The sequence below is a fragment of the Formosa sp. L2A11 genome (genome assembly GCF_009796865.1).
Taxonomy (GTDB): Bacteria; Bacteroidota; Bacteroidia; order Flavobacteriales; family Flavobacteriaceae; genus Formosa.
Genome location: NZ_CP047028.1, coordinates 3,142,826 through 3,163,577, shown reverse-complemented (window position 1 = coordinate 3,163,577; position 20,752 = coordinate 3,142,826). Strand labels below are relative to the sequence as shown.

General features: G+C 31.8%; 19 protein-coding genes. 13 read left to right on the top strand and 6 right to left on the bottom strand.

From position 1 onward, the window contains the following. Positions 1–126 precede the first annotated feature (126 nt). From GQR95_RS13965 to GQR95_RS13945, 5 genes are all read left to right on the top strand, one after another. Positions 127–789 (top strand): DUF6796 family protein, encoded by a 663-nt coding sequence (locus GQR95_RS13965; protein WP_159023739.1) that lies wholly within the window; start codon positions 127–129, stop codon positions 787–789. Then, positions 786–2,423, top strand: coding sequence for a CRTAC1 family protein (locus GQR95_RS13960; protein WP_199269598.1), 1,638 nt, complete (start codon positions 786–788; stop codon positions 2,421–2,423). Before GQR95_RS13965 ends, GQR95_RS13960 begins: the two co-directional genes overlap by 4 nt. A gap of 188 nt (positions 2,424–2,611) precedes the next feature. Next, the gene (locus GQR95_RS13955) at positions 2,612–2,806 is read left to right on the top strand and encodes a hypothetical protein (RefSeq protein ID WP_159023738.1); all 195 of its coding nucleotides are present in this window, start codon (positions 2,612–2,614) and stop codon (positions 2,804–2,806) included. Between the two features lie 487 nt (positions 2,807–3,293). After that, a complete protein-coding gene (locus tag GQR95_RS13950; protein ID WP_159023737.1) occupies positions 3,294–3,602 on the top strand; it encodes a hypothetical protein in 309 nt (102 codons plus the stop codon). Positions 3,603–3,614: 12 nt separating this feature from the next. Then, positions 3,615–4,127 carry a hypothetical protein gene (locus tag GQR95_RS13945; RefSeq protein ID WP_159023736.1) on the top strand — a complete coding sequence of 171 codons (513 nt, stop codon included), beginning with the start codon at positions 3,615–3,617 and terminating at the stop codon, positions 4,125–4,127. Positions 4,128–4,367: 240 nt separating this feature from the next. On the opposite strand, the gene GQR95_RS13940 is transcribed toward GQR95_RS13945, so the two are convergent. Then, complete coding sequence (locus GQR95_RS13940; protein ID WP_159023735.1) at positions 4,368–6,752, bottom strand: prolyl oligopeptidase family serine peptidase; 2,385 nt, start codon at positions 6,750–6,752, stop codon at positions 4,368–4,370. Between the two features lie 213 nt (positions 6,753–6,965). On the opposite strand from GQR95_RS13940, the gene GQR95_RS13935 reads away from it, so the two are divergent. From GQR95_RS13935 to GQR95_RS13915, 5 genes are all read left to right on the top strand, one after another. Beyond that, entirely contained in the window at positions 6,966–8,075 is a 1,110-nt protein-coding gene (locus GQR95_RS13935) for a sensor histidine kinase (protein WP_159023734.1), read from the top strand. Further along, positions 8,072–8,788, top strand: coding sequence for a LytTR family DNA-binding domain-containing protein (locus GQR95_RS13930; protein ID WP_159023733.1), 717 nt, complete (start codon positions 8,072–8,074; stop codon positions 8,786–8,788). Before GQR95_RS13935 ends, GQR95_RS13930 begins: the two co-directional genes overlap by 4 nt. Before the next feature lie 245 nt (positions 8,789–9,033). Continuing rightward, positions 9,034–10,221, top strand: a complete 1,188-nt coding sequence (locus GQR95_RS13925; RefSeq protein WP_199269597.1) for a DUF1566 domain-containing protein — start codon at positions 9,034–9,036, stop codon at positions 10,219–10,221. A 126-nt stretch (positions 10,222–10,347) separates the two neighbouring features. Continuing rightward, positions 10,348–11,595 carry a DUF1566 domain-containing protein gene (locus tag GQR95_RS13920; protein WP_199269596.1) on the top strand — a complete coding sequence of 416 codons (1,248 nt, stop codon included), beginning with the start codon at positions 10,348–10,350 and terminating at the stop codon, positions 11,593–11,595. 93 nt (positions 11,596–11,688) lie between these two features. Further along, the gene (locus GQR95_RS13915) at positions 11,689–12,729 is read left to right on the top strand and encodes an aryl-sulfate sulfotransferase (protein WP_159023732.1); all 1,041 of its coding nucleotides are present in this window, start codon (positions 11,689–11,691) and stop codon (positions 12,727–12,729) included. 42 nt (positions 12,730–12,771) lie between these two features. Here the strand turns inward: GQR95_RS13915 and GQR95_RS13910 are convergent, their stop codons facing one another. Together GQR95_RS13910 and GQR95_RS13905 are read right to left on the bottom strand one after the other, a co-directional pair. Continuing rightward, positions 12,772–13,248 carry a thioredoxin family protein gene (locus tag GQR95_RS13910; protein WP_159023731.1) on the bottom strand — a complete coding sequence of 159 codons (477 nt, stop codon included), beginning with the start codon at positions 13,246–13,248 and terminating at the stop codon, positions 12,772–12,774. 11 nt (positions 13,249–13,259) lie between these two features. Further along, on the bottom strand, positions 13,260–15,614 hold the full coding sequence (locus GQR95_RS13905) for a TonB-dependent receptor (protein ID WP_159023730.1): 2,355 nt from the start codon (positions 15,612–15,614) through the stop codon (positions 13,260–13,262). A gap of 104 nt (positions 15,615–15,718) precedes the next feature. Here GQR95_RS13905 and GQR95_RS13900 point away from each other — a divergent pair, with 104 nt between their 5' ends. Then, positions 15,719–16,372, top strand: a complete 654-nt coding sequence (locus GQR95_RS13900; protein ID WP_159023729.1) for a metal-dependent transcriptional regulator — start codon at positions 15,719–15,721, stop codon at positions 16,370–16,372. 154 nt (positions 16,373–16,526) lie between these two features. After that, entirely contained in the window at positions 16,527–17,078 is a 552-nt protein-coding gene (gene hemG, locus GQR95_RS13895; protein ID WP_159023728.1) for a menaquinone-dependent protoporphyrinogen IX dehydrogenase, read from the top strand. 72 nt (positions 17,079–17,150) lie between these two features. Here hemG and GQR95_RS13890 read toward each other — a convergent pair whose 3' ends face one another. The 3 genes from GQR95_RS13890 to GQR95_RS13880 form a co-directional block, all read right to left on the bottom strand. Further along, entirely contained in the window at positions 17,151–18,449 is a 1,299-nt protein-coding gene (locus tag GQR95_RS13890; protein ID WP_159023727.1) for a M20/M25/M40 family metallo-hydrolase, read from the bottom strand. Continuing rightward, positions 18,449–19,201 carry a peptidase E gene (locus GQR95_RS13885; RefSeq protein WP_159023726.1) on the bottom strand — a complete coding sequence of 251 codons (753 nt, stop codon included), beginning with the start codon at positions 19,199–19,201 and terminating at the stop codon, positions 18,449–18,451. The genes GQR95_RS13890 and GQR95_RS13885 overlap by 1 nt, the downstream gene beginning before the upstream one ends. Before the next feature lie 82 nt (positions 19,202–19,283). Beyond that, on the bottom strand, positions 19,284–19,661 hold the full coding sequence (locus GQR95_RS13880; protein WP_159023725.1) for a RidA family protein: 378 nt from the start codon (positions 19,659–19,661) through the stop codon (positions 19,284–19,286). A 121-nt stretch (positions 19,662–19,782) separates the two neighbouring features. Between GQR95_RS13880 and GQR95_RS13875 the strand changes: the two genes are divergently transcribed. Then, positions 19,783–20,301, top strand: a complete 519-nt coding sequence (locus GQR95_RS13875; RefSeq protein WP_159023724.1) for a MarR family winged helix-turn-helix transcriptional regulator — start codon at positions 19,783–19,785, stop codon at positions 20,299–20,301. The last annotated feature ends 451 nt before the right edge of the window (positions 20,302–20,752 follow it).

Here is a 20,752-nt window from a genome sequence, read left to right as displayed (position 1 = left end):
TCAGGTGTAAACTTGAACCGTTTAGATGTTTCATTACACATATCGTTATTTATAACGAAACACATATAAAATATAACGATAATTAGATAAGATCTTTTATGTTCTTATAAGCAAAAAAATAATGACATGAGAGATAAAATATTTTTAGCCGGTTTATTTGGACTTTTGGCAAGTATTAGTGTTGGAATAGGAGAGTTTTTTCTTCATTATAGTCCGCAAATTATAGGTAATGCAGACAATTATCAGTTTTTTCAGTTTGTATCAAGACACCACTTAATAGCAGGACATTTTTTGGCGGTATTTACCATACCTTTCTATTTTGTAGGGTATTACCATATTTACAAAATGTTAGAACACGGAAATAAAAAATTAGCCGCTATTGTTTTTGGCTTAGGTATATTTGCTTTTACTATTGGTGGTTTTTGGATTACTTCTAGAGCCTTTTTAGGCACAATTGTTCATCTTCAAAACGACATTGATGCCAATATCTATCAAAAAATACTAGACAATTATACCTTAATTAGCGAATCTCTTGTTCAGGTTTTAAGAGTCATAATCCTTTTACTTTCTATATTTTTTAGTATTACCATTTTAAAAGGAGGGACCTACTATAAAAAATGGATGGCCATTTTTAACCCCATAGTTTTATTACTTTTTGTATTTGCTATATATTTTATAGCACCTCAAATAGGAAAATACATAGCCCCAATTGCAATGAACGTGGTTCATTTTATATTATTTAGTTTATCATTATATCAATTTAAAAACATAAATCAACCATCAGTATGAGCAAAGTAAAAAGAATTTTAGGAGGTGTTTTAGCCCTAATTGTATTAATTATAATTAGTGTAGCCGTTAAATTTAATACAGATAGGAATAATCCTTATAAAAATACAATAGCAGATTCTTTAATACCCACATTTAAAGAAATTCCTATCGATTTTACACATCAATTTAACGGTACAGAATCTTTGCCTGTTACAGCATCTGTATTAATAGATATTGATAATGATGGTGTAGATGAATTGTTTTTAGGTGGAGGATACAATCAGCAAGATGAAATATTTAGTTATAAAGCAGGAAAATTTGTTTCGATATCTAAAAGTGTAGGACTTCCTGTAAAAGAGCATAGTACAACTTTAAGTGGGGCTTCAACCGATTTAGATAACAATGGATTTACCGATTTAATTCTGTCTAGAGAAGATGGTATCGTGATTTATTATAATACCAACGGAAAATTCACACCCAGGACATTAGAGTATGATTTAGCAGATAATGCCACACCATTAGGTTTAACTTTTGGAGATGTTAATAAAGATGGATTTACCGATATTTTTGTAGCCAATTATATTAGAAAAAAACAAATGGTTGGACAAAATAATTTCAGTGAAAATTACGGTCCTCAAAGTCTTTTACTTATCAATAATGGAGACCAAACCTTTAAAAATACAACCATTGAAGCTGGGTTAGAATATTTGCATAATACATTTATGGGAATATTGATTGATATTGATAATGATACTTGGTTAGATTTGGTTATTGCATATGATACTGGTGAAATTAGAACTTACAAAAATAAAGGCGATGGAACTTTTGAAAAGAAAGAAAATCCATCGACCAACACATTTGGTTATCCAATGGGTATAGCTGTAGGAGATTATAATAATGATGGCTTAGTCGATTTTATGTTTTCAAATACGGGATCAACAGTGCCTCACTTTTTAGCAAGTGGAAATATTGAAGACAAGAGTCTTTTTAATTCTGATTGGATATTTTTCGAGAATAAAGGACACTTTGTCTTTGAAGATGTAGCTAAAAAAACGCAAATTAAGGATTTTGAATTTTCATGGGGAGCTGTATTTGCAGACATGAATAATGATGGATTACAAGAATTGATTGTAGCCGAAAATTACATTGATTTTCCACCTCACAAAGTTTTTAAATTACCAGGTCGATTTTTGGTTCAAAAAGAAGACCATACTTTTGTATCTACAGAAGAAAAAAGTGGTATAGTAAATCCTAATTATGCTATAACACCATTGGTAAGTGATTTTAATACAGACGGTTATTTAGACCTAGTTTGGGTAAACATAGGGTCTCCTGTTTTAGCATATATAAACAATGGAGGTGAGAATAATTTTATTAAAGTAAAATTGGATGATAATGCCAAGAATTTAGGCGCTAAAGTAGAAGTTTTAACTACAGGTGGTAAAAAAATAACAGAAGACTTTATTGTTGGAGAAGGATTAACAAGCGATCAATCGGCTACCTTACATTTTGGTTTAGGTAAAGACCAAGTGCAGCAGGTTATAGTAAGATATATTGGTGGAAGCGAATACACATTTTTAGCCCCAAAAACAAATACACTTTTAACAATTCCGAAAGTTTCAGATTCTATACCAACTACCAATTTAAGTCAATAGTAGTGCGTTTAAAACAAGTATTACATACACTTTTAATACTCCTTTTTATTTTAAGTATTTTTGGGGCAAGCCCTTTAGTTTATAATGAATATGTAAACACTTCTATTTGCCCCAAAATACTTAATATACCAGCGTGTTTTATTATAATGCTCTGTTTTATAATACCTTTAATTGCCCATCTATTAAAATTGAGTAATTATATTTATTTTATAGGGACGGCAATTGCTTTTTTAATTGCTTTTTATGGAACAATAATGCAAGTCTCAGGAATTATAGAATGTCCTAAAACCTCTACAGGAATACCTATGTGTTTTATTTCATTATCTATTTTTACAACTCTAATTATTACAAAAGCTTACCTGATAAAATTAAATCGGTTCTAAGCCAATTACTGTCGTAAAACAAGTAAAACCAATTAATTCTTTTAAAGTAGTTCTATAAATATCTTCTTAAATAATCCTGATTCTGCTATTTTAAAATTTTGGTTAATAGTTATTCTAATTTATTCATCATATTACTTTTATCAGAGATTTACTATTCCCCTTTTAATTCCAGAAATACTAACTGGAAATCTTCTAATTTTATTTCCTTTTTTACGGGAAAACCGTAATAATAAAAGTTAATTAAATAATATATTTATTGAATAGACCTTTGCTGGTAGTTAGATGTTTAGTTGTGGTAAAGAGGTTTGCTTTTCTTGTTAGTGTAAACTATTTGAAATCAAGTGTTTATGTATAAAATTACATCACTAATATTCAGATTCTACAATATTTTTTTGAGTTTAATTGCAGTTAAAATGGTTTACGACAGACTTAACAAAACGAAGGCAAATTAAAACATAATACAGTATTAGAACAAGTATTTAACGTTATGGAAAATCAAGATTTTAGAATAAGTATTAAGACCGTTTGGATATTAGTGATTGGAAATGCTTTACTAACCATTATGGGAGCATTTGCGAAAATTAAGCATTGGGAATTTTCTCAAATCCTTTTTACAGTTGGACTAATTTTATTATTCTCAACATGGCTAATTGTTATTAGCGACATGACAAAGAATAAAATTTACAATAAGATTTTTTGGTTAATATCTATGTTTATATTTCCAACCATTTCTCCTCTAATTTATTTAATACAGCGAAATAAATTAATTAGACTAGGTAATAGATTTGGTAATTAAAAATTAAAAATTATGAAAAACATCAAATTTATTGCAATTACAATTTTTGTTTTAACAACTCAAATGCTAATTGCTCAGGATTTTGAAATTCCTCAAAACATAAAATTAGATCAGGAATCTGATTATATTAAATATGAGAAAGATGTTTTAAAAGCGATTAATTGGCTTGAAAATACTAGTGTTGAAGAACATGTAACGAAAAGAGAACATACCCGTGCATTTGTTATGAAATGGATTATGGATACGCCAACAATTACAATTGGTTTGCAAGCGTTTCAAATAGATTTAACTGAAAAAAATCCAGAATTATTAACATCGTTTCTCGGAGGTTGGACAAAATTTGCAATTGAAAACCCATCAGAAAAAGAAGATGTAATCAAATCGAATATAGCGGGATTTAAAAGTCTTATGAAAGTTTATTCGGCAAATAAAGGTAAAGGAATTAAAAAAGATAATAAAATTGAAAAATTGATTAAACTAAGCCCTGAAGAGTTAAATGCATGGGTTAGAAAAGAGGTTGAATAAAAACCAATTCGAATTTACTACAGATAAAGAGAAATTGACTAATAATAACCAACTTGTAAATCTCTATATTAAAACCATCTATTTTTAAAACCTAACCAAATAGAAAGTGCGGGTATGCTTTCTTCCGATTTTCGTATTGAAAAACTTCTAAGCCAACCCCGCACTTTTTATATATAAAATTATTGCCTTTTCTACCTAATATGTAATTTAATTTATCATCTGCAAAAGCATATTAAATATTTAGCGCTCATTTTTTACGTCTAGCAAACTTTTATTAAATAAATTAAATATTCTAGTGTATTCGTCTGTCCAACTACTTGGCTCTACAAAACCATGTCTTTCTACTGGATATACTGCCATTTGCCAGTTTGTTTTTCCTAATTCAATAAGGCGTTGAGATAAACGTACCATATCTTGAAAATGCACATTATCGTCTACCATACCGTGAAGAATTAATAAATCGCCTTTTAAACCATCTGCAAAGTAAATAGGCGAACTTCTTCTGTAAGCCAAACTATCTGTTACTGGTGTGTTTAATATGCGGGCTGTATAACCGTGGTTATAGGCTGCCCAATCTCCAACAGAGCGTATTGCTGCTCCGGCTTTAAACGTGTCAGGTGCATTAAACATTCCCATTAGTGTTATAAACCCACCATAAGAACCACCATAAATACCCACTTTATCTTTATCAATTTCTAATTCGTTTACCAAATATTGTGCGCCATTAACTTGGTCGCTAAGATCTTTGCCTCCCATATGGCGGTAAATTCCTGTTCGCCATGTACTACCATAACCGGCGCTACCTCGGTAATCCATATCTAAAACAGTGTAACCATTATCGACTAATAAATTATGAAACATATACTCACGGTAATAAACGCTCCACCACTTATGTGCGTTTTGAAGATATCCTGCACCATGCACAAAGATTATTGCTGCTTTGTTTTTTACATTGGCAGTTGGTTTGTAAAGTCTTGCATGTACTTCTGCACCATCCTTTGCATTAAACGTAATCATTTCAGGAACTTTCCAGTTATAAGCATTAAAATCCTTGGTGGTAGAATGTGTAAGTTGCGTGGCTTTTGCTTCTGTTTTACTAAATAACGGATTGTCTTTTAAATATAATTCTGTTGGTTTGTTAGCGTAGGAGTATAGAATTGCCATTTGTGTTTCATCTGGTGAAAGGGTAACATCGTTTCTTCCAACCATAGTCGTTAGCTGCGTTAATTTTCCGCCATTAATAGACATACTATAAAACTGACGGTCTCCAGGATGATTTTTATTCGCAGTAAAATACCAGTGTTTTTTATCGTTAGAAATAAACGGATCGTAAATTTCATAATCGCCAGAAGTTAATGCTTTTGTTTTTTTAGACACTGTATTTAATGCGTATAGATGTGAGTATCCAGAGACTTCCGATTGAAACCAAATACTTTTTTGGTCTGGCATCCATCCCAATTCTCCACCACGATAACCACCAATTCCTGGGCCTGCAATCCACGCTTTGTTGTGCTGGTGGTTTAAGTTGGTTACAGTACCATCTTCAGAATTTAACAACACAATCCAACGGTCTTTATAATCGTTAGTATTAATATCTAATACGGCTTTACTGCCGTCTTCATTCCAAACAGGACCACTTATAAACCCAATTCTATTGTCGTTTTTATAGGCTTTATCTGGATAATCTTTAGTGTATTCAGGAATGTAGTCTAAGCCTTCCAAATTATCTAATACTACGGGATAGGTTTTTCTATTGGCAATATCATATACAAATAAGGTGTAAGTATCTGGAGTATCTCCGACTTTAGAACGTGTGTTCTGATCTTCTGTGTAGCCTGATTCTGTGACGTAATGTGGTGTTATTGTACCTTTGTTTGTTTCTCTTTTTACCGTTAAATAGGTTATATATTTTCCGTTTGGACTTATTTTAAGACTGTTAATAGATTGTCCATCTGTATATATAGGCAGTGGTTTTTTTAGATCTTCTTTATCCTTAAAAAGGTTTTCTTTATCTTTTTTTGCTTTGCGTTCTCTTAAAACATCAAACAGCCCGAGTTGATCTTGGTATAACCATTCGTCTTTCTCGCTACGTTTGTCTTCTACCTTTTTTTTATTGGTAAAGTTGGTCAGTTGTTTGGTCTCTCCAGAGGAAATATTCCAAGTAAAAAGGTTGTTGTTTAATACATAAGCAATGTCTTGTTCATTGTTTGTAAATTCAACTTGACTCTCATAAGCTTCTGTATTGGTAATTTGTGTTATCTTTTCTGATGCAATATCCATTAAAAACACATCGCCATGTTTACTATATATTTTTTTTGATTTATTGCTGTTATAAATTCCGCGAGCAGCAGGTAAATCGTAGGCTTCATTAAAGGCTATTTTTTTTAGGGCTTTAGTGTTGGTTTTAAAAGCATAAAGCGAATCGCTAAATGCATTTTCTGGATTCCAATTAAAGTAAATGGTATTCCCTTTTTCAGACCAATATACTTCTGATGGTAAATGACCAATAAAGTTGTCTCCCTGCATAATTTGTTTAATACTAAGTGGAGATGCATTGTGATCTTGTGCTTTTGTAATTAAGAAATTACCTATAATTAATAGACTTAAGAGTGTTTTTTTAAGCATGTAATAGATTGTGTTTAGTGAGATTTTAAATATAAGCATTTGTAACACTGCAACGAAATAGAATTTAAAAATATGCGATTCATCAATTGTAATGTTTTTGTTTTGAGTTTTTATTGATTAAAATCCATTTTCTATTGATAATATTTGAATACTATACTTAGAAACAGCATTTTTGTTTTATAACAGATTACTTTTAATAAAACATATTTATAAATGAATACATTAGTCTTAAATAAACAAAGTTCTCGGTTTTTTGAGTCTACTTTTATTTTCTTATTTTGGATACTGTTATTTGTGTTACCGTTATTCTATCAATGGATAAATAGTGATACCATTCGTTGGAATGTGATTTTTAATGTCTGGATAGATTACTTGCCATTATTAATTATATTCTGTGTAAACAGATTCATTTTAACGCCTTTTATGTTATTCAACAATAAGAAGGTTTTATATTTAGCGTCTGTAATTATAGTTATTGTAATTACCGTATTAGGTTCTATTTTCATGCGTAAAGCGGTGCCTTCTCAAGAAGTAAATCAACCTGCTAAACGTGTAGGACTTCAATTTCCTAATTCAAATAAAAAAGTTAAACACCAAGTGGACTTTGGTAAACAAGCCGCCGCAGGAACATATCCGCCGTATGTGAATTTAATTTTACTATCTGTCTTATTAGTTGGTTTTGATACCGGAATGAAACTCGCTGTAAAATGGGCAGAAACGCAACAACAAAACGCAGAAGTTGAAAAAGAAAGTGTTAAAAATGAATTGGCTTTTTTGAGGAACCAAGTCAGCCCACATTTTTTAATGAATACGCTAAATAATATTCACGCTTTAGTAGATTTTGACTCGGCAGAAGCCAAACGATCTATTGCCAAATTATCTGTTTTAATGCGCTATTTATTATATGAATCTAATGATAAACCTATAGCTTTAGACAAAGAAATTAAATTTATAGAAAGTTACGTAGAGTTAATGAAATTGCGCTTTCACGAAGACGTAAAGATTCTATTGAATCTGCCTGAAAACACGCCTAATATTTCTATTCCGCCTTTATTATTTACCAATATTCTGGAAAATGCTTTTAAACATGGGATTAGCTACGAACACAAATCTTTTGTGTATATTAATCTTCTTTTACATGAAAATGAACTTGAATTTACAATTAAGAATAGTGTACATGAAAAATTTAAAACAGCAGAACAATCTGGAATAGGTATAGAAAACACCCAGAAACGTTTAAAATTACTCTATAATAGTGATTATGTTTTTACGTGTGCAGAGAAAGAAAACGTATTTACTTCAACTATAAAAATACCAATATGATAACTTGTATTGCTGTAGACGATGAACCTTTAGCGCTTAGACAAATTGTGTCTTATATAGCCCAAACGCCTTTTCTAGAATTAAAAGGGAAGTTTACTAATGCATTAGGTGTTAGTAATTTTATTAAAGAAAACCCAGTAGATTTATTGTTTCTAGACATTCATATGTCTGATTTAAATGGATTAGAATTAGCTAAAACATTAGAACATCCGCCTAAAATTATTTTCACCACAGCGTATAGTGAATATGCTATCGATGGGTATAAAGTAAATGCCATAGATTATTTATTGAAACCCATAGAGTATGTCGATTTCTTATTGGCATCAAATAAAGCCGCAGATACAATTACTAAAGCACAGCAGTTTTTAAGCGAGGTAAAAAAGAAAGATGATTTTCTATTTATAAAATCGGGGCAGAAACATATCCGAATTCATTTTAAAGACATAAAATACATTGAAGCACAGAAAGAATATGTTGCTTTAAAATTAATACATGGAGAAACAGTAAAAACCTTACTTCGACTTAAAAACATAGAAGAAGTGTTGCCTAAAGAGCATTTTATGCGAATTCATCGTTCGTTTATTGTAAACCTTAATCATATTGTTACCGTCGAGCGGAACCGAATTATTTATAGCCCAAAAGAATTTATCGTAGTCAGTGATACTTATCAAGAGAAATTTAAGACTTTTTTGAATACTAATTTTTTCAACTAAATTTCATATTCCTAAAAAATTTAGTAGATCTAGATGTCGTCATGCTGAATTTATTTTAGCATCTCACTATGCTATAATATCAATAAATTATAGATGAGACTCATAAACAGGTTCATGCTGACGCTCGTTTTATTCCTAATATAAAATGTTTTGAGATTTCATTGATTGAAACTTGTCTTCTATTGATTGTATTCTTTTTTTACAACTTGTATGTAGACCTTTGTAATCTATTTAAATTTATAATTATGAAAAATCATATAAAAAATGGAGTTGTAACTTTAAGTATGTGCCTAGTAACGGTATATTCCGTGGTTGCACAAATTACATATCCTATTGTAGATACTGGTGTCACCGAATTTTATAGTAATAATAGTGTGATTTCAGAACCTCATGTTGGTGATGATTTTTATGGGCAAGATGCTACATATACAGGAAATCAGCCATCGTATACAGATAATGGTAATGGAACAATTACAGATAATATAACAGGTTTAATGTGGGAAAAAGATATGGGAGAAAAGATGACTTATGAAGCCTCTTTTTCTAAATCCGAAAAATCTAATTTAGGCGGATATTCAGACTGGAGAGTGCCTACCATTAAAGAGTTATATTCTCTAATTCAGTTTACAGGTCAGGTTAAAGGAGCGAAGTCTAATACATTATTTATAGACACTACGTATTTTAATCAACCGTTAGGAAATACCAATATTGGAGAACGAGAAATTGATGCCCAAACGTGGTCGTCTACAAAATATGTGGGTGTAACCATGCATGGTGACGAGACCGTTTTTGGAGTTAATTTTATTGATGGCCGTATAAAAGGATATCCAACATTTAAGAAACGTACACATAGTGAAAATACCATGTATTTTAGAATGGTAAGAGGAAATACAGACTATGGAAAAAATAAGTTTATAGACAATGGCGATGGTACTGTAAGTGATTATGCAACAGGGTTAATGTGGCAAAAAGCAGACGATGGTACAGCGAGAGATTGGGAAGCATCTTTAGTATATTCAGAACATTTAGAACTTGCTGGTCATTCAGATTGGCGATTACCAAATGCTAAAGAATTACAAAGTATAGTAGATTATTCCAGATCGCCACAAACCACAAATTCACCAGCTATAAATCCTATTTTTTCTACTACAGAAATTAAAGATCCAGAAGGTAAATCTGGACAATATCCATTTTTTTGGACAAGTACAACACACCTAGATGGAGTAAATCCAAATTCTGGTGCTGTATATATTGCTTTTGGTGAAGGTCAAGGGAAAATGCGAAATCAGCTAATGGATGTACACGGCGCAGGATGCCAAAGAAGCGATCCTAAAAGTGGAAATAAAAATCAATATCCTAAATATTTTGGTCCTCAAGGCGATGTGCGCTATGTGTATAATTACGTAAGAGGTGTACGTACCATAAAAATGTAAAAAAGTAAGTGTTTAGTTAAAGCCTTTTTCATTGATAGTAATACACGTTCTATTGATACTTTTTTTTAGGAATTCATTAAAGATCTTTAAAATATAATTAACCCTGATAATAATTACAAAAGAAATATGAATTTCAATTATTTAAAAACAGCAATCTGCATATTCGTTATTTTTTCTATGTATGCCTGCGGTGATGATTCTGAATCTAGTGGTGATGAAGAACAAGATCAAGAAGAACAAGTAGACGATATTATAATTCCAGAACTTCCATATACGATTGTAGATACAAATGTTTCCGATTTTTATGATAGCGAATCTATAATTACAGCGCCTAATGAAGACGATGATTTTTACGGACAAGATGCAACATATAATGGAAATCAAGCTTCTTATACAGATAATGGCGATGGCACTGTTACAGATAATGTAACAGGTTTAATGTGGCAACAAGATATGGGCGATAAAATGTCTTATGCAGATGCTTTAGCTTTGATAGATGATTTTAATTTAGGTGAGTATACAGATTGGAGAATACCAACCATTAAAGAATTGTATTCTTTAGCTCAATTTACAGGGAGATGTTATGGTGACGATGCTGTAGATATGTTTATAGATGTCGATTATTTTGATCAACCTATAGGAGATGAATCTATTGGTGAACGTGAAATTGATGGACAAACATGGTCTGTTACAGAATATGTAGGCGAAATAATGACAGGAAATGAAGCAATTTTCGGATACAATTTTGTTGACGGAAGATTAAAAGGTTATCCTAAATATAAGGTCGCAACAGGAGCTGAAAATACCATGTATTTTAGAATGGTAAGAGGAAATACATCTTATGGTGTAAATGATTTTATAGAAAATGGCGATGGTACAATTACAGACAATGCTACAGGTTTAATGTGGCAACAAGTAGATAGTGGAGAAACTTACGATTGGGAACATGCTTTAGCTTACGCAGAATCTCTAAGGCTTGCAGACCATAGCGATTGGAGAATGCCTAACGCTAAAGAATTACAAAGTATTGTAGATTATACCAGATCGCCACAAACCACAGATTCTCCTGCTATTGATGTTTTATTTACGTGTACCGAAATTACAGATTATGCCGGTAATGCTGGGCAGTATGGTTATTATTGGACAAGCTCACCTTTACAAGATGGGCCAACACCATACACAGATGCAGTATATTTTTGTTTTGGAGAAGCAAAAGGACTTATAAGTGATGTGTTGTTAGATGTTCATGGCGCTGGTGCACAACGTAACGATCCTAAAGCAGGAAGTACAGAAGATTATCCAGACAGTTTTGGTCCGCAAGGCGATATTCGTAAAGTGTATAATTTTGTAAGATGTGTACGCGATGCCAATTAGTATGATTTAAATTCATTTTATAAAGTGATCGTCACTCTAAACGTGTTTCAGAGTCTCACTTCTAACTTATTTAGTTTTTTAAAATATATTCTAATGAAATTCAAATACCTTAATATACCGTTGCTCCTTGTATTCTTGTTTTTAGTTAGTGCCTGCGAATCGGAGGAAACTACAAGTAATGAAACAAATACAGATCTTGAAACAATTAGTAGCATAACAGATGGATTTGTATTGTATTCTTATATTGGAGATAATACAACTCATCTTATCGATTCTTTGGGAGCAGATGTTAAAACATGGACATCTTCATACAGTTCTTCAGGCAGTAGCTATTTGTCAGAAAACAATACTTTATTGCGATTAGGAAAATTACCAAAAGTAAATACTGGATCATTTTCTACAGGAGGTTTAGTCGCTGGAATAATAGAAGAATTAGACGGTAATAGTAATGTAGTTTGGTCTATCGAAAAAGCTTCTGATGAAGGGACATTTCATCATGATTTTAAAGAAATAGACGATAATACAATTATAGCCTTGTCTTGGCAATTAAGGACGTATAACGATTCTGAATATTGGAATGAATTAATTGTTATGATTGATAAGACCGATAATTCTGTAATTTGGGAATGGAATGCCATGGATAATGGCGGTCTTTTTCCTGAAGATGATGATAAAGAAGATTATTTACACGTTAACTCGGTAGATTATAAAGATAGAAATATACTTATAAGTTCTAGAAGTAATAACACGTTATATATTATTAATGAAGATGATAAAAAAATAACAACAATTTTAACTGCAAACGGAGCTTTATCTGGACAACATGATGCTACGTTTTTAGATAACGGAAACATCTTAGTTTTTAATAATGAAACCGATACAAATACATCTGAAGTTTTAGAGTTAACACAATCAGATAACGTGGTTTGGTCGTATTCAAATAATTTTTATTCCGATCATATTTCGGGAGCTCAACGTTTAGAATCTGGGAATACTTTAATCTGTTCTGGAACTGAAGGTCGGTTTATAGAGGTTACAGAATCTAGAGATGAGGTTTGGGATTATATGCCAGAAAATACAACTTCAAATAAAGCTTCAGAAATTTTTAAGGCACGTAAATATGTTACTTATTAACTGTCTTTGTTTTAATTCTATTTTGAAATATTATAGTCTTTTCTAAGGTTCTAACATGTCAAGTAATTCGCTAGACGTATAATATTCAAAAACTCTATTTTTCACTGTAAAGTCTGCATTTAAAAGAATAGTTGCTGGTAGGGAAAAAGGAAACCCTTCTCTAGAAGCTAATAAAAGCGGAATTTCATGTATTCCGTTACGTTGGGTAAGGGATTGTGTATTGGTAAATGTTGTATTATCTAATACAATAGAATCTTGTGTTTCTACATCCATCTTAACAGCGTAATATTCAGAATTAATTACGTTAATAACATCAGGTTTTGTGAAAATTTTTCGTTCTATTTTTTTACAATATGCACACCATTTGGCGTAAAAAAATATGAAAACAGGTTTTGGGTTTTCATTTAGAGCAACTTCTAATTCAGGAAAGGTTTTCCAATGAATCTCGGCGGTGTTTTGCGAGATTGCATTGGAATAGCCTCCCAAAAAAAGGAATATAAAAATCAGGCATTTCATCATTTAAAAAGTGTTTAAAAGTCACCAAACTTTAATCCAACAAAGACTGTTCTTGGTCTGTTTGGTCCGTAAATATAAGTAGAATCTCGACCCGCACCAGAATCAAAATCATCTTGATAGCTGTTAAATACATTTTGTACACCGCCGCTTACTTCTACATGAAATTTTTCAATAGGATCGAAATGATACGTAAGTTTTGTAGTCATATCAAAAAAGGTATCAGAATCTACCAAGTCAATATATCCTGAATCACTTACAATATGTGGTACAATCATAGATCCTGTATAACTACCAGTAACATCTAATCTTAAATCTTCAATAATTTCCCAGTTAGAATTCAGGAATCCATAAACATTTGGAGAACGTGCAAATTCACTTAAAATAACATCTTCTTCTCCTGCAACACTTCCGTCTGCTTCAAAAAGTACTTGGTCTTCTTTATACACCGATTTTTGAATCGTTACACCTGCTTGAAAGAATAATTTTGGGCTAGGAGAAACACTTAATTCTAAATTAGTTCCGGCTACGTGAGCGCCTTCACCATTACGAGATTCTTCTAAAATAGAGCCGTTTGGTAAGGATGTTCCTGTACTTACTATGGTAAACGGATTTTGTAGTGTGGTATAAAATCCTTCAACAGTAAAATTAGTTTGCGTTTTATTGAAGTCTTTAGTGAAATTTAAAGAAGCGGTATAGGCGTTAGAAAATTCACTTTCCAGATCGTCTGAAAGGATTACGAAACTTTGCTCGCCACCTACAGAAGCTATATGAAGATCTTCATTAAAGGCTTGAGGCGCACGAAAACCTCTAGAATAACCACCTCTAAATTGAAGGGCTTCGTTAATGTCGTATAAAATAGTTAAACGCGGACTTAATACAGTCTCTGCAACATCAGAAGATCGTTCTATGTCTTCTATGGTATAATATCCATCTACATCTACATGATCTAATCTCGCGCCTATTAATGCTGTAAAACGTGCTGTAGGTTTCCACTCATATTGTCCATAAAGCCCGTAATTGTTTACTTTTTGATCTACTAAACGGTTATACCCCGAGATAATATCGTCTGTATCGTTTAGCTGATATTCAACTCCTGTGGTAATAACATCGTTATTTTTAAAATGATGCGTAAATTTTGCGCCAGCAACTAGGGCAAGATCTTTAGTGGTACCAAAAGCATTGTTGGCTGCGACAGAATCGGCATACGTGCGTCCGCCACCTAATCCGCCATAATAACTATCACGATCTGTATGTTGTGCAGAAACATAAGCACTTAAGTTATTTGTTTGTGCATCGTTAAATAACTCATAATCAACTCCTGTAAAAATGGTATTGTGGTCTAGTTGTTCGGTAACATCTGTAAATTGAGGAGAAAGGTCTAATCGGTCTCCACCGCGTCTAAATTCTTTTATAGCTGTAAAGTCTACTCCAATTCTGCTATTGTCGTTAGGTTTTATAAACGCTTTTGCTCCAAGAGAGTTGTTGGTTAATTTAGTGATTTCACTAAAACCATCATCATTGGCATCGTAAGAGTCTCTATTGCGGTACATTCCATATACGGTAATACCGGTAGTTAAATCTTCATTAACTATAGACGCATTAATATTTACACTACGATCTGGTGTTTTTCCGTCAATAAGTCCAAAATTAGAACTTACATCCCAAGTATTGTTTACAGGCTCTTTGGTTATAACGTTAACTGTTCCTGCAATGGCGTTAGAACCAAAAAGGGCGGAACCACCACTACGCACAACTTCTACACGATCTATAATACTTACTGGAATTTGTTCTAGTCCGTACACACCGTTAAGGGCACTAAAAACAGGACGGCTATTTACTAATATTTGTGTGTATTGACCTTCAAGTCCGTTAAGGCGAACTTGTGTAAAACCACAGTTTTGGCAATTTGTTTCTACACGAACTCCGGGTTGGTAATTTAATCCGTCTGCTAAAGAAATGGATTGTGTCGCTCTGAATAATTTCGGACTCAACACATTTACAATAACGGGAGCCTTTTTCTTGCTAATTCTATTTCTTGTGGCACTTACAACGACTTGGTTTAGACCTAAAGCATCTTCTGTAATATTAAAATCTAAGGTTTGATTAACTCCTGATTTTACAAATATTTTTTTAGTTTCAGTACGATAGCCTTGAAACTGGACTATAAGTGTAATATTTCCTTCCGGAACAGTTAATGTATATTCTCCATTTTCGTTGGCATCTACACCTTGAGTTCCAGATTTTACATAAACACTAGCAAAAGAAACAGGTTTACCATCAGAAGTAATAGTTCCTGAAATGGTCTGATTTGATTGTTGTGCCGAGACGACAAAACTTATCAAAAATAAAAATAAAAATATTTTTTTCATGATTTTTAAATATATTTATAAGGTTAACTAATTAAAAGTTTAGGTAAAACTAAAACTTTATTCTGTAAGGATAAAATGTATCTTTACATTTTTATTAGAAAATTATGTTTACACAATCTGAAGAAAACTATTTAAAAGCGATATTTCATTTACAGCAAGATGTAGATGGAGGCGTTTCTACAAGTAGTATTTCTGAATTATTACAAACGAAAGCAGCCTCTGTTACTGAGATGGTTAAGAAGTTAGCCGATAAAAAATTAGTGCATTATCAAAAATATTATGGGGTACATTTAACCGAGTCAGGAAGAGCACATGCATTAACAATTGTAAGAAAACATAGACTTTGGGAATGCTTTTTGGTAGACCGTCTAAATTTTAATTGGGATGAGGTTCATGAGGTTGCAGAACAACTAGAACATATAAAATCTGCTAAATTGGTAGAAGAGTTAGATAAATTTTTAGAACATCCTTTATACGATCCTCATGGAGATCCTATTCCTGATGCAGATGGAAATTTACCTAAACGATTTAAAAAGAAATTATCTGAATTAAAAACAGGAGAACAAGGTGTTTGTAAAGGTTTTAAAGATGATTCTTCTGCGTTTCTAAAATTTCTAGCAAAACAAGATATTGGTTTAGGTACGGCGATTAAGGTTTTAAATATTGAAGCTTTTGATGAAAGTGTGACTGCATTGGCAGACCAAAAGGAAATTTCGCTTTCTAAAACGGCTACTAATAATATTTATGTTGGGAATTAATTCATGTTTTTTTAAGTACTTTAAATCAATTGTAATTAGGTTTTGTGAATTGAAAATTGTTCGAATAATAATCCATAACTTTAAGGTTTAAATCACGAAAAAAAAGCAATACGCTGTGTTTAATTCGTGGTAGTTTTTAAAGGAAATAGATTTTATGGAACGCAAGATTGGAATTGTTTATTTTTCTGTAGACGGACAAACTAAAAAGATTTGTGAAAAAATAAATGCAATTTTCAAGGCAGAACAATTAGAAACAAGATTATATTCTCTTGAAGATTTTAATGCTAATATATTAGAGTTTCATACCTTAATAATTGGAGCAAGTATTAGATATGGAAAGCATAATCAGCGAGTGTTTGATTTTATATCTAAGCATAAAACGGACCTTAATACAATAAAAACGGCGTTCTTCTCGGTTAATCTCGTTGCTAGAAAAGTAGATAAAAATTCAGCAAGCACAAATCCGTATGTTATTAAGTTTATAAAAAGACTGAACTGGAAACCTGACTTCTTAGAAGTGTTTGCAGGGAAATTAGATTATAAATCGTACGCGTTTTTCGATAAAATAATGATTAAATTAATCATGAAATTAACAGATGGCCCAACAAAATCTGACCATCCCATAGAATTTACAGATTGGGATAAAGTAGCCCGTTTTGGATTACAAATAAGTGCGGAATATAAGTGTGCGTTATTTGATGAGTAGGAGAGTAGTTCTTAAAATATAAAACCTAAACAAAAAAATTAGTGTTCAGGTTTTATAAATTTTTTCACATGTTTATTTAACAAATCCAGCTTGAGAAAGTGTGATAAGAAAAGCTGTTTTAATATTTTTAGTACCTTCAAAATTTGTCCAATTTTCATCTAGAGAATGCGCTCTACGTCCTTTTCCGCCTTTACTAAGTGTAATTGCAGGTATATTTTTTGCAATTGGAATATTACCATTTGTAGAACTTGTAGTTAAAAAAGGAGAAATTCCCATAGCAACATTTGCAGCAATTGCAAGCTGAATTAAAGGTTCGTTCTCAGATAGTTTTCCAGAAGGACGATCTCCTATAGATATTAATTTTAGGGTAACCTTATCCTCAATATTTGTTGCATTATATAGTGTTTCTGCTTGTTTCATACTGGTTTTAAAAATAGAATCCATTTCTGATAGTCTTTTTTGACTTAAAGAACGCATATCTACTTCCATCCAAGATTCAAAAGGAATTGAATTCACCGAGGTTCCACCACCTATTCTTCCAATATTGAAAGACGTTTTTTCGCCCTCATGACTAATATATTCTGATGCATTTTCTGTAAAAATAGTTATTGCTTTTCCTAGAGCGTGGTGCGGATTTGCTAATCCAAAACTTCCCCAAGAATGTCCGCCTTTACCAGAAAACACAGCTTTATATCTTTTAGAGCCTAAGCCGCCATTAATAATTCTTCCGGGACTTCCGCCATCTACAGAAATCCAAGCGTCAATTTTAAGATCAGATTCATCACTAAATAAATATTTTACACCTCTAAGATCACCAAGACCTTCTTCTCCAACAGTTCCGACAAATACAATATCGGCATCGGTTTTAATCTGCGCTGTATTCATAGCTCTTAATACGGCTAATATTAAAGCCATTCCTCTTGTGTTATCTCCAATTCCGGGAGCTGTATACGTATTTCCTTCAACTTTTACAGTCACATCGGTTTCTATAGGAAATACAGTATCCATGTGTGCATCTAATACAATTGTTTTATCTCTTTTTTGTCCTTTACGTAAGGCTAAAACATTTCCTTCTTTATCTGTCCAAACGCTATCTACACCTATTTCTGTAAACATTTCTGCAAACTTTTTTGCTCGATTAGCTTCTTTAAATGGTGGTGCAGGGATTTCTGTAAGCAAAATCATATCTGCAATAGTTTGCTTATCTGTGTTGTCTATAGTTTGCAGAGCTAGCTTTACAGATTTGTTTTTTACTAATTTATTTATGATTTTAGTTGCGGATTTATTTGCAACTAAATTATCTTGGCTATAAGCTGTAAAACAACATAAAACAAGGCATATTAATACTGCTTTTAAAAATTTTGTCATCATTATTCTATAATTATAGATTCAAGTTTTTCTTCTACAACTTTTCCATCTTTTAATGATGTAAAGTAACAGAAGGATTCATTATCTGTAGCGACAACTTTAAAAGGCTTTCCATTTTTAAAAATAATTCCTGCATGATTATCCATAGCATATCCTGCATTAAAAATTCCATTTTTTATGTTTTTGTGATAAAGTGGTCTGCGATATTCTTCACTATCATAATGTGGAGAATGACTATAAGGAAGAAAGCCTAAGCCATTTACTTCGCTTAATTCTTTTGGACGAGAATCTGTTGTACCGTTTTCAAACCAACACAGAGAACCTGCGCTACCTCCAGCTAAAATAATTCCTTTTTCTAAAGCTTTTTTTAGTGCAATATCAATGCCTTGTGCTTTCCAAATGGCTATCATATTTAGTGTGTTTCCGCCTCCAACTACAATTGCATCCATGCTTAGTAGTACATCTTCAAAAGATTCTTTTTGATCGTAAGAATTTATCCAAACGCGTTGTACATAAGGTTCTATGGAAAGTTCATTTACACTTTCGTACCAAGTAATAATTTTACTTTCACTATCTCCAGAAGCCGTTGGTAAAAAGCATATTTTAGGACGTTCTTTTCCTGTTAATTTTATAATTTCCTTTAAAAACGGTTTTCTAAAAGCTCCACTTCCGTAAGGAAAGATGTATTGATCCTGAGCTTGTATGTTTGGCGTTATACACATAAATACGAGAATTAAGAATATGATTTTTTTCATTTTTGTTACTGACCTTTATTTTATGAGTTGTTGTATTGGTAAACTTTTACTTTATGATATTGAATCTTGTGTATTCTGTATTTTAATTATTTAATATTGCTGTCACTTCAACTTCGATTAAGCATCCAAAATGTAATTCGCGAGTAGGAATGATGCTTCTTACAGGTTTATGATGTTCAAAAAAACGACTGTAAACTTCATCTACTTTATCCCATAGTTTTATGTTAGAAACATAAATACTTACTTGTAATATGTTGTTTTTATTACTGCCTGCAACTTTTAATATGGTGTCAATATTATTTAAAACTAAAAGGGTTTGTTCTTCAATGGTTTTAGGAATATTTCGGTCTTCTTGAAGTATAGGTAACTGTCCCGATAGATATAAAATTCCGTTGTGTTCTATGCATTGAGAGTAGTGCCCGTTGCTCTTTGGCATATTTATATCGGTAATAATTTTCATTTCTAAATTTGGTTTATTTTATATCTTTTAGTCAAATAGAAGAATAAAGAATATTGTTTATCTTGATGTGAAGATAAATATTTATCTTTACATCAAGATAAAATTCTAATTTTTTATTAGAATGAAGCATCAAATTATAATGGCAGAAGAAAAAGATATTATTGATCAGCTTATTAAAGATTGGAATACCGAGCGACCAGAACTTGATTTAGAGGCCATGCATATTGTGGGGCGTATTATAAAGTTGGGTAAAGTTTTAGAAAAGAAAGCAAGCCAAGCGCTTAAAGATTGTAAAATACATTATACAGATTTAGATGTCTTAGCAACAATTAGACGTTCAGGGCCTCCGTATTGTCTTGCGCCTAAGCAATTAATGAAATCTGTTTTGATTACATCTGGTGCTATGACAGCTTTATTAGACAGACTTACCAAATTAGAATTAATTTACAGAGCACCAGACAAAAATGATGGACGTATAAAATTAGCTGCTTTAACAGAAAAAGGAATAGAAGTTATAGATAAGGCTATTGTAATTCGGTTTGATGAGGCAAAAGATTCTGTAAACTATTTTGAACAAGAAGAGCAGGAACAACTTTCAAGTTTGCTAAAAAAAATGTTAACTGCATTAAAAGAAGAGTAAAAAAACACTTTAAATGCTGGAGTGTAGTTTGTGTATAATTGAAAGCGTATTATTTAAATTTTAAAAATTTAGCACATTTAATCTATTTAAAATAAATAATACAAGGATCGTAACTCCGCTACTAGTATATATTGCACCTTGCCAGTAAAAAAGTCTTGTTCCCCATTGGTTCCATAATTTTGTACCATATTCTTTTTTGAAGTAGCCACTAGTTAGATTCCAAAAAAGAAACATAATAACTAAAAATAGAGGTAGTATTATTACTAAAAGTTTTTCCATGTGTGCATGTATTATGAGTACTAATATAAGTTTAATTTTTATGAAGATTATATTTATTTTATACAAATAATTGGTTTCTAGTATAAATTGAATTTCAAAAAAATAAATCACAGACGACATAATTGATAAATACGAAGATGTTTACGAGGTAATTAATTATGAAAACAACGAT

Coding starts and splice junctions, on each gene's coding strand:
- GQR95_RS13945 (WP_159023736.1), top strand. CDS start 3,615: ATGAAAAACATCAAATTTATTGCAATTACAATTTTTGTTTTAACAACT.
- GQR95_RS13875 (WP_159023724.1), top strand. CDS start 19,783: ATGAAGCATCAAATTATAATGGCAGAAGAAAAAGATATTATTGATCAG.
- GQR95_RS13920 (WP_199269596.1), top strand. CDS start 10,348: ATGAATTTCAATTATTTAAAAACAGCAATCTGCATATTCGTTATTTTT.
- GQR95_RS13915 (WP_159023732.1), top strand. CDS start 11,689: ATGAAATTCAAATACCTTAATATACCGTTGCTCCTTGTATTCTTGTTT.
- hemG (WP_159023728.1), top strand. CDS start 16,527: ATGGAACGCAAGATTGGAATTGTTTATTTTTCTGTAGACGGACAAACT.
- GQR95_RS13900 (WP_159023729.1), top strand. CDS start 15,719: ATGTTTACACAATCTGAAGAAAACTATTTAAAAGCGATATTTCATTTA.
- GQR95_RS13890 (WP_159023727.1), bottom strand. CDS start 18,449: ATGATGACAAAATTTTTAAAAGCAGTATTAATATGCCTTGTTTTATGT.
- GQR95_RS13905 (WP_159023730.1), bottom strand. CDS start 15,614: ATGAAAAAAATATTTTTATTTTTATTTTTGATAAGTTTTGTCGTCTCG.
- GQR95_RS13910 (WP_159023731.1), bottom strand. CDS start 13,248: ATGATGAAATGCCTGATTTTTATATTCCTTTTTTTGGGAGGCTATTCC.
- GQR95_RS13940 (WP_159023735.1), bottom strand. CDS start 6,752: ATGCTTAAAAAAACACTCTTAAGTCTATTAATTATAGGTAATTTCTTA.
- GQR95_RS13960 (WP_199269598.1), top strand. CDS start 786: ATGAGCAAAGTAAAAAGAATTTTAGGAGGTGTTTTAGCCCTAATTGTA.
- GQR95_RS13930 (WP_159023733.1), top strand. CDS start 8,072: ATGATAACTTGTATTGCTGTAGACGATGAACCTTTAGCGCTTAGACAA.
- GQR95_RS13880 (WP_159023725.1), bottom strand. CDS start 19,661: ATGAAAATTATTACCGATATAAATATGCCAAAGAGCAACGGGCACTAC.
- GQR95_RS13885 (WP_159023726.1), bottom strand. CDS start 19,201: ATGAAAAAAATCATATTCTTAATTCTCGTATTTATGTGTATAACGCCA.
- GQR95_RS13935 (WP_159023734.1), top strand. CDS start 6,966: ATGAATACATTAGTCTTAAATAAACAAAGTTCTCGGTTTTTTGAGTCT.
- GQR95_RS13950 (WP_159023737.1), top strand. CDS start 3,294: ATGGAAAATCAAGATTTTAGAATAAGTATTAAGACCGTTTGGATATTA.
- GQR95_RS13965 (WP_159023739.1), top strand. CDS start 127: ATGAGAGATAAAATATTTTTAGCCGGTTTATTTGGACTTTTGGCAAGT.
- GQR95_RS13925 (WP_199269597.1), top strand. CDS start 9,034: ATGAAAAATCATATAAAAAATGGAGTTGTAACTTTAAGTATGTGCCTA.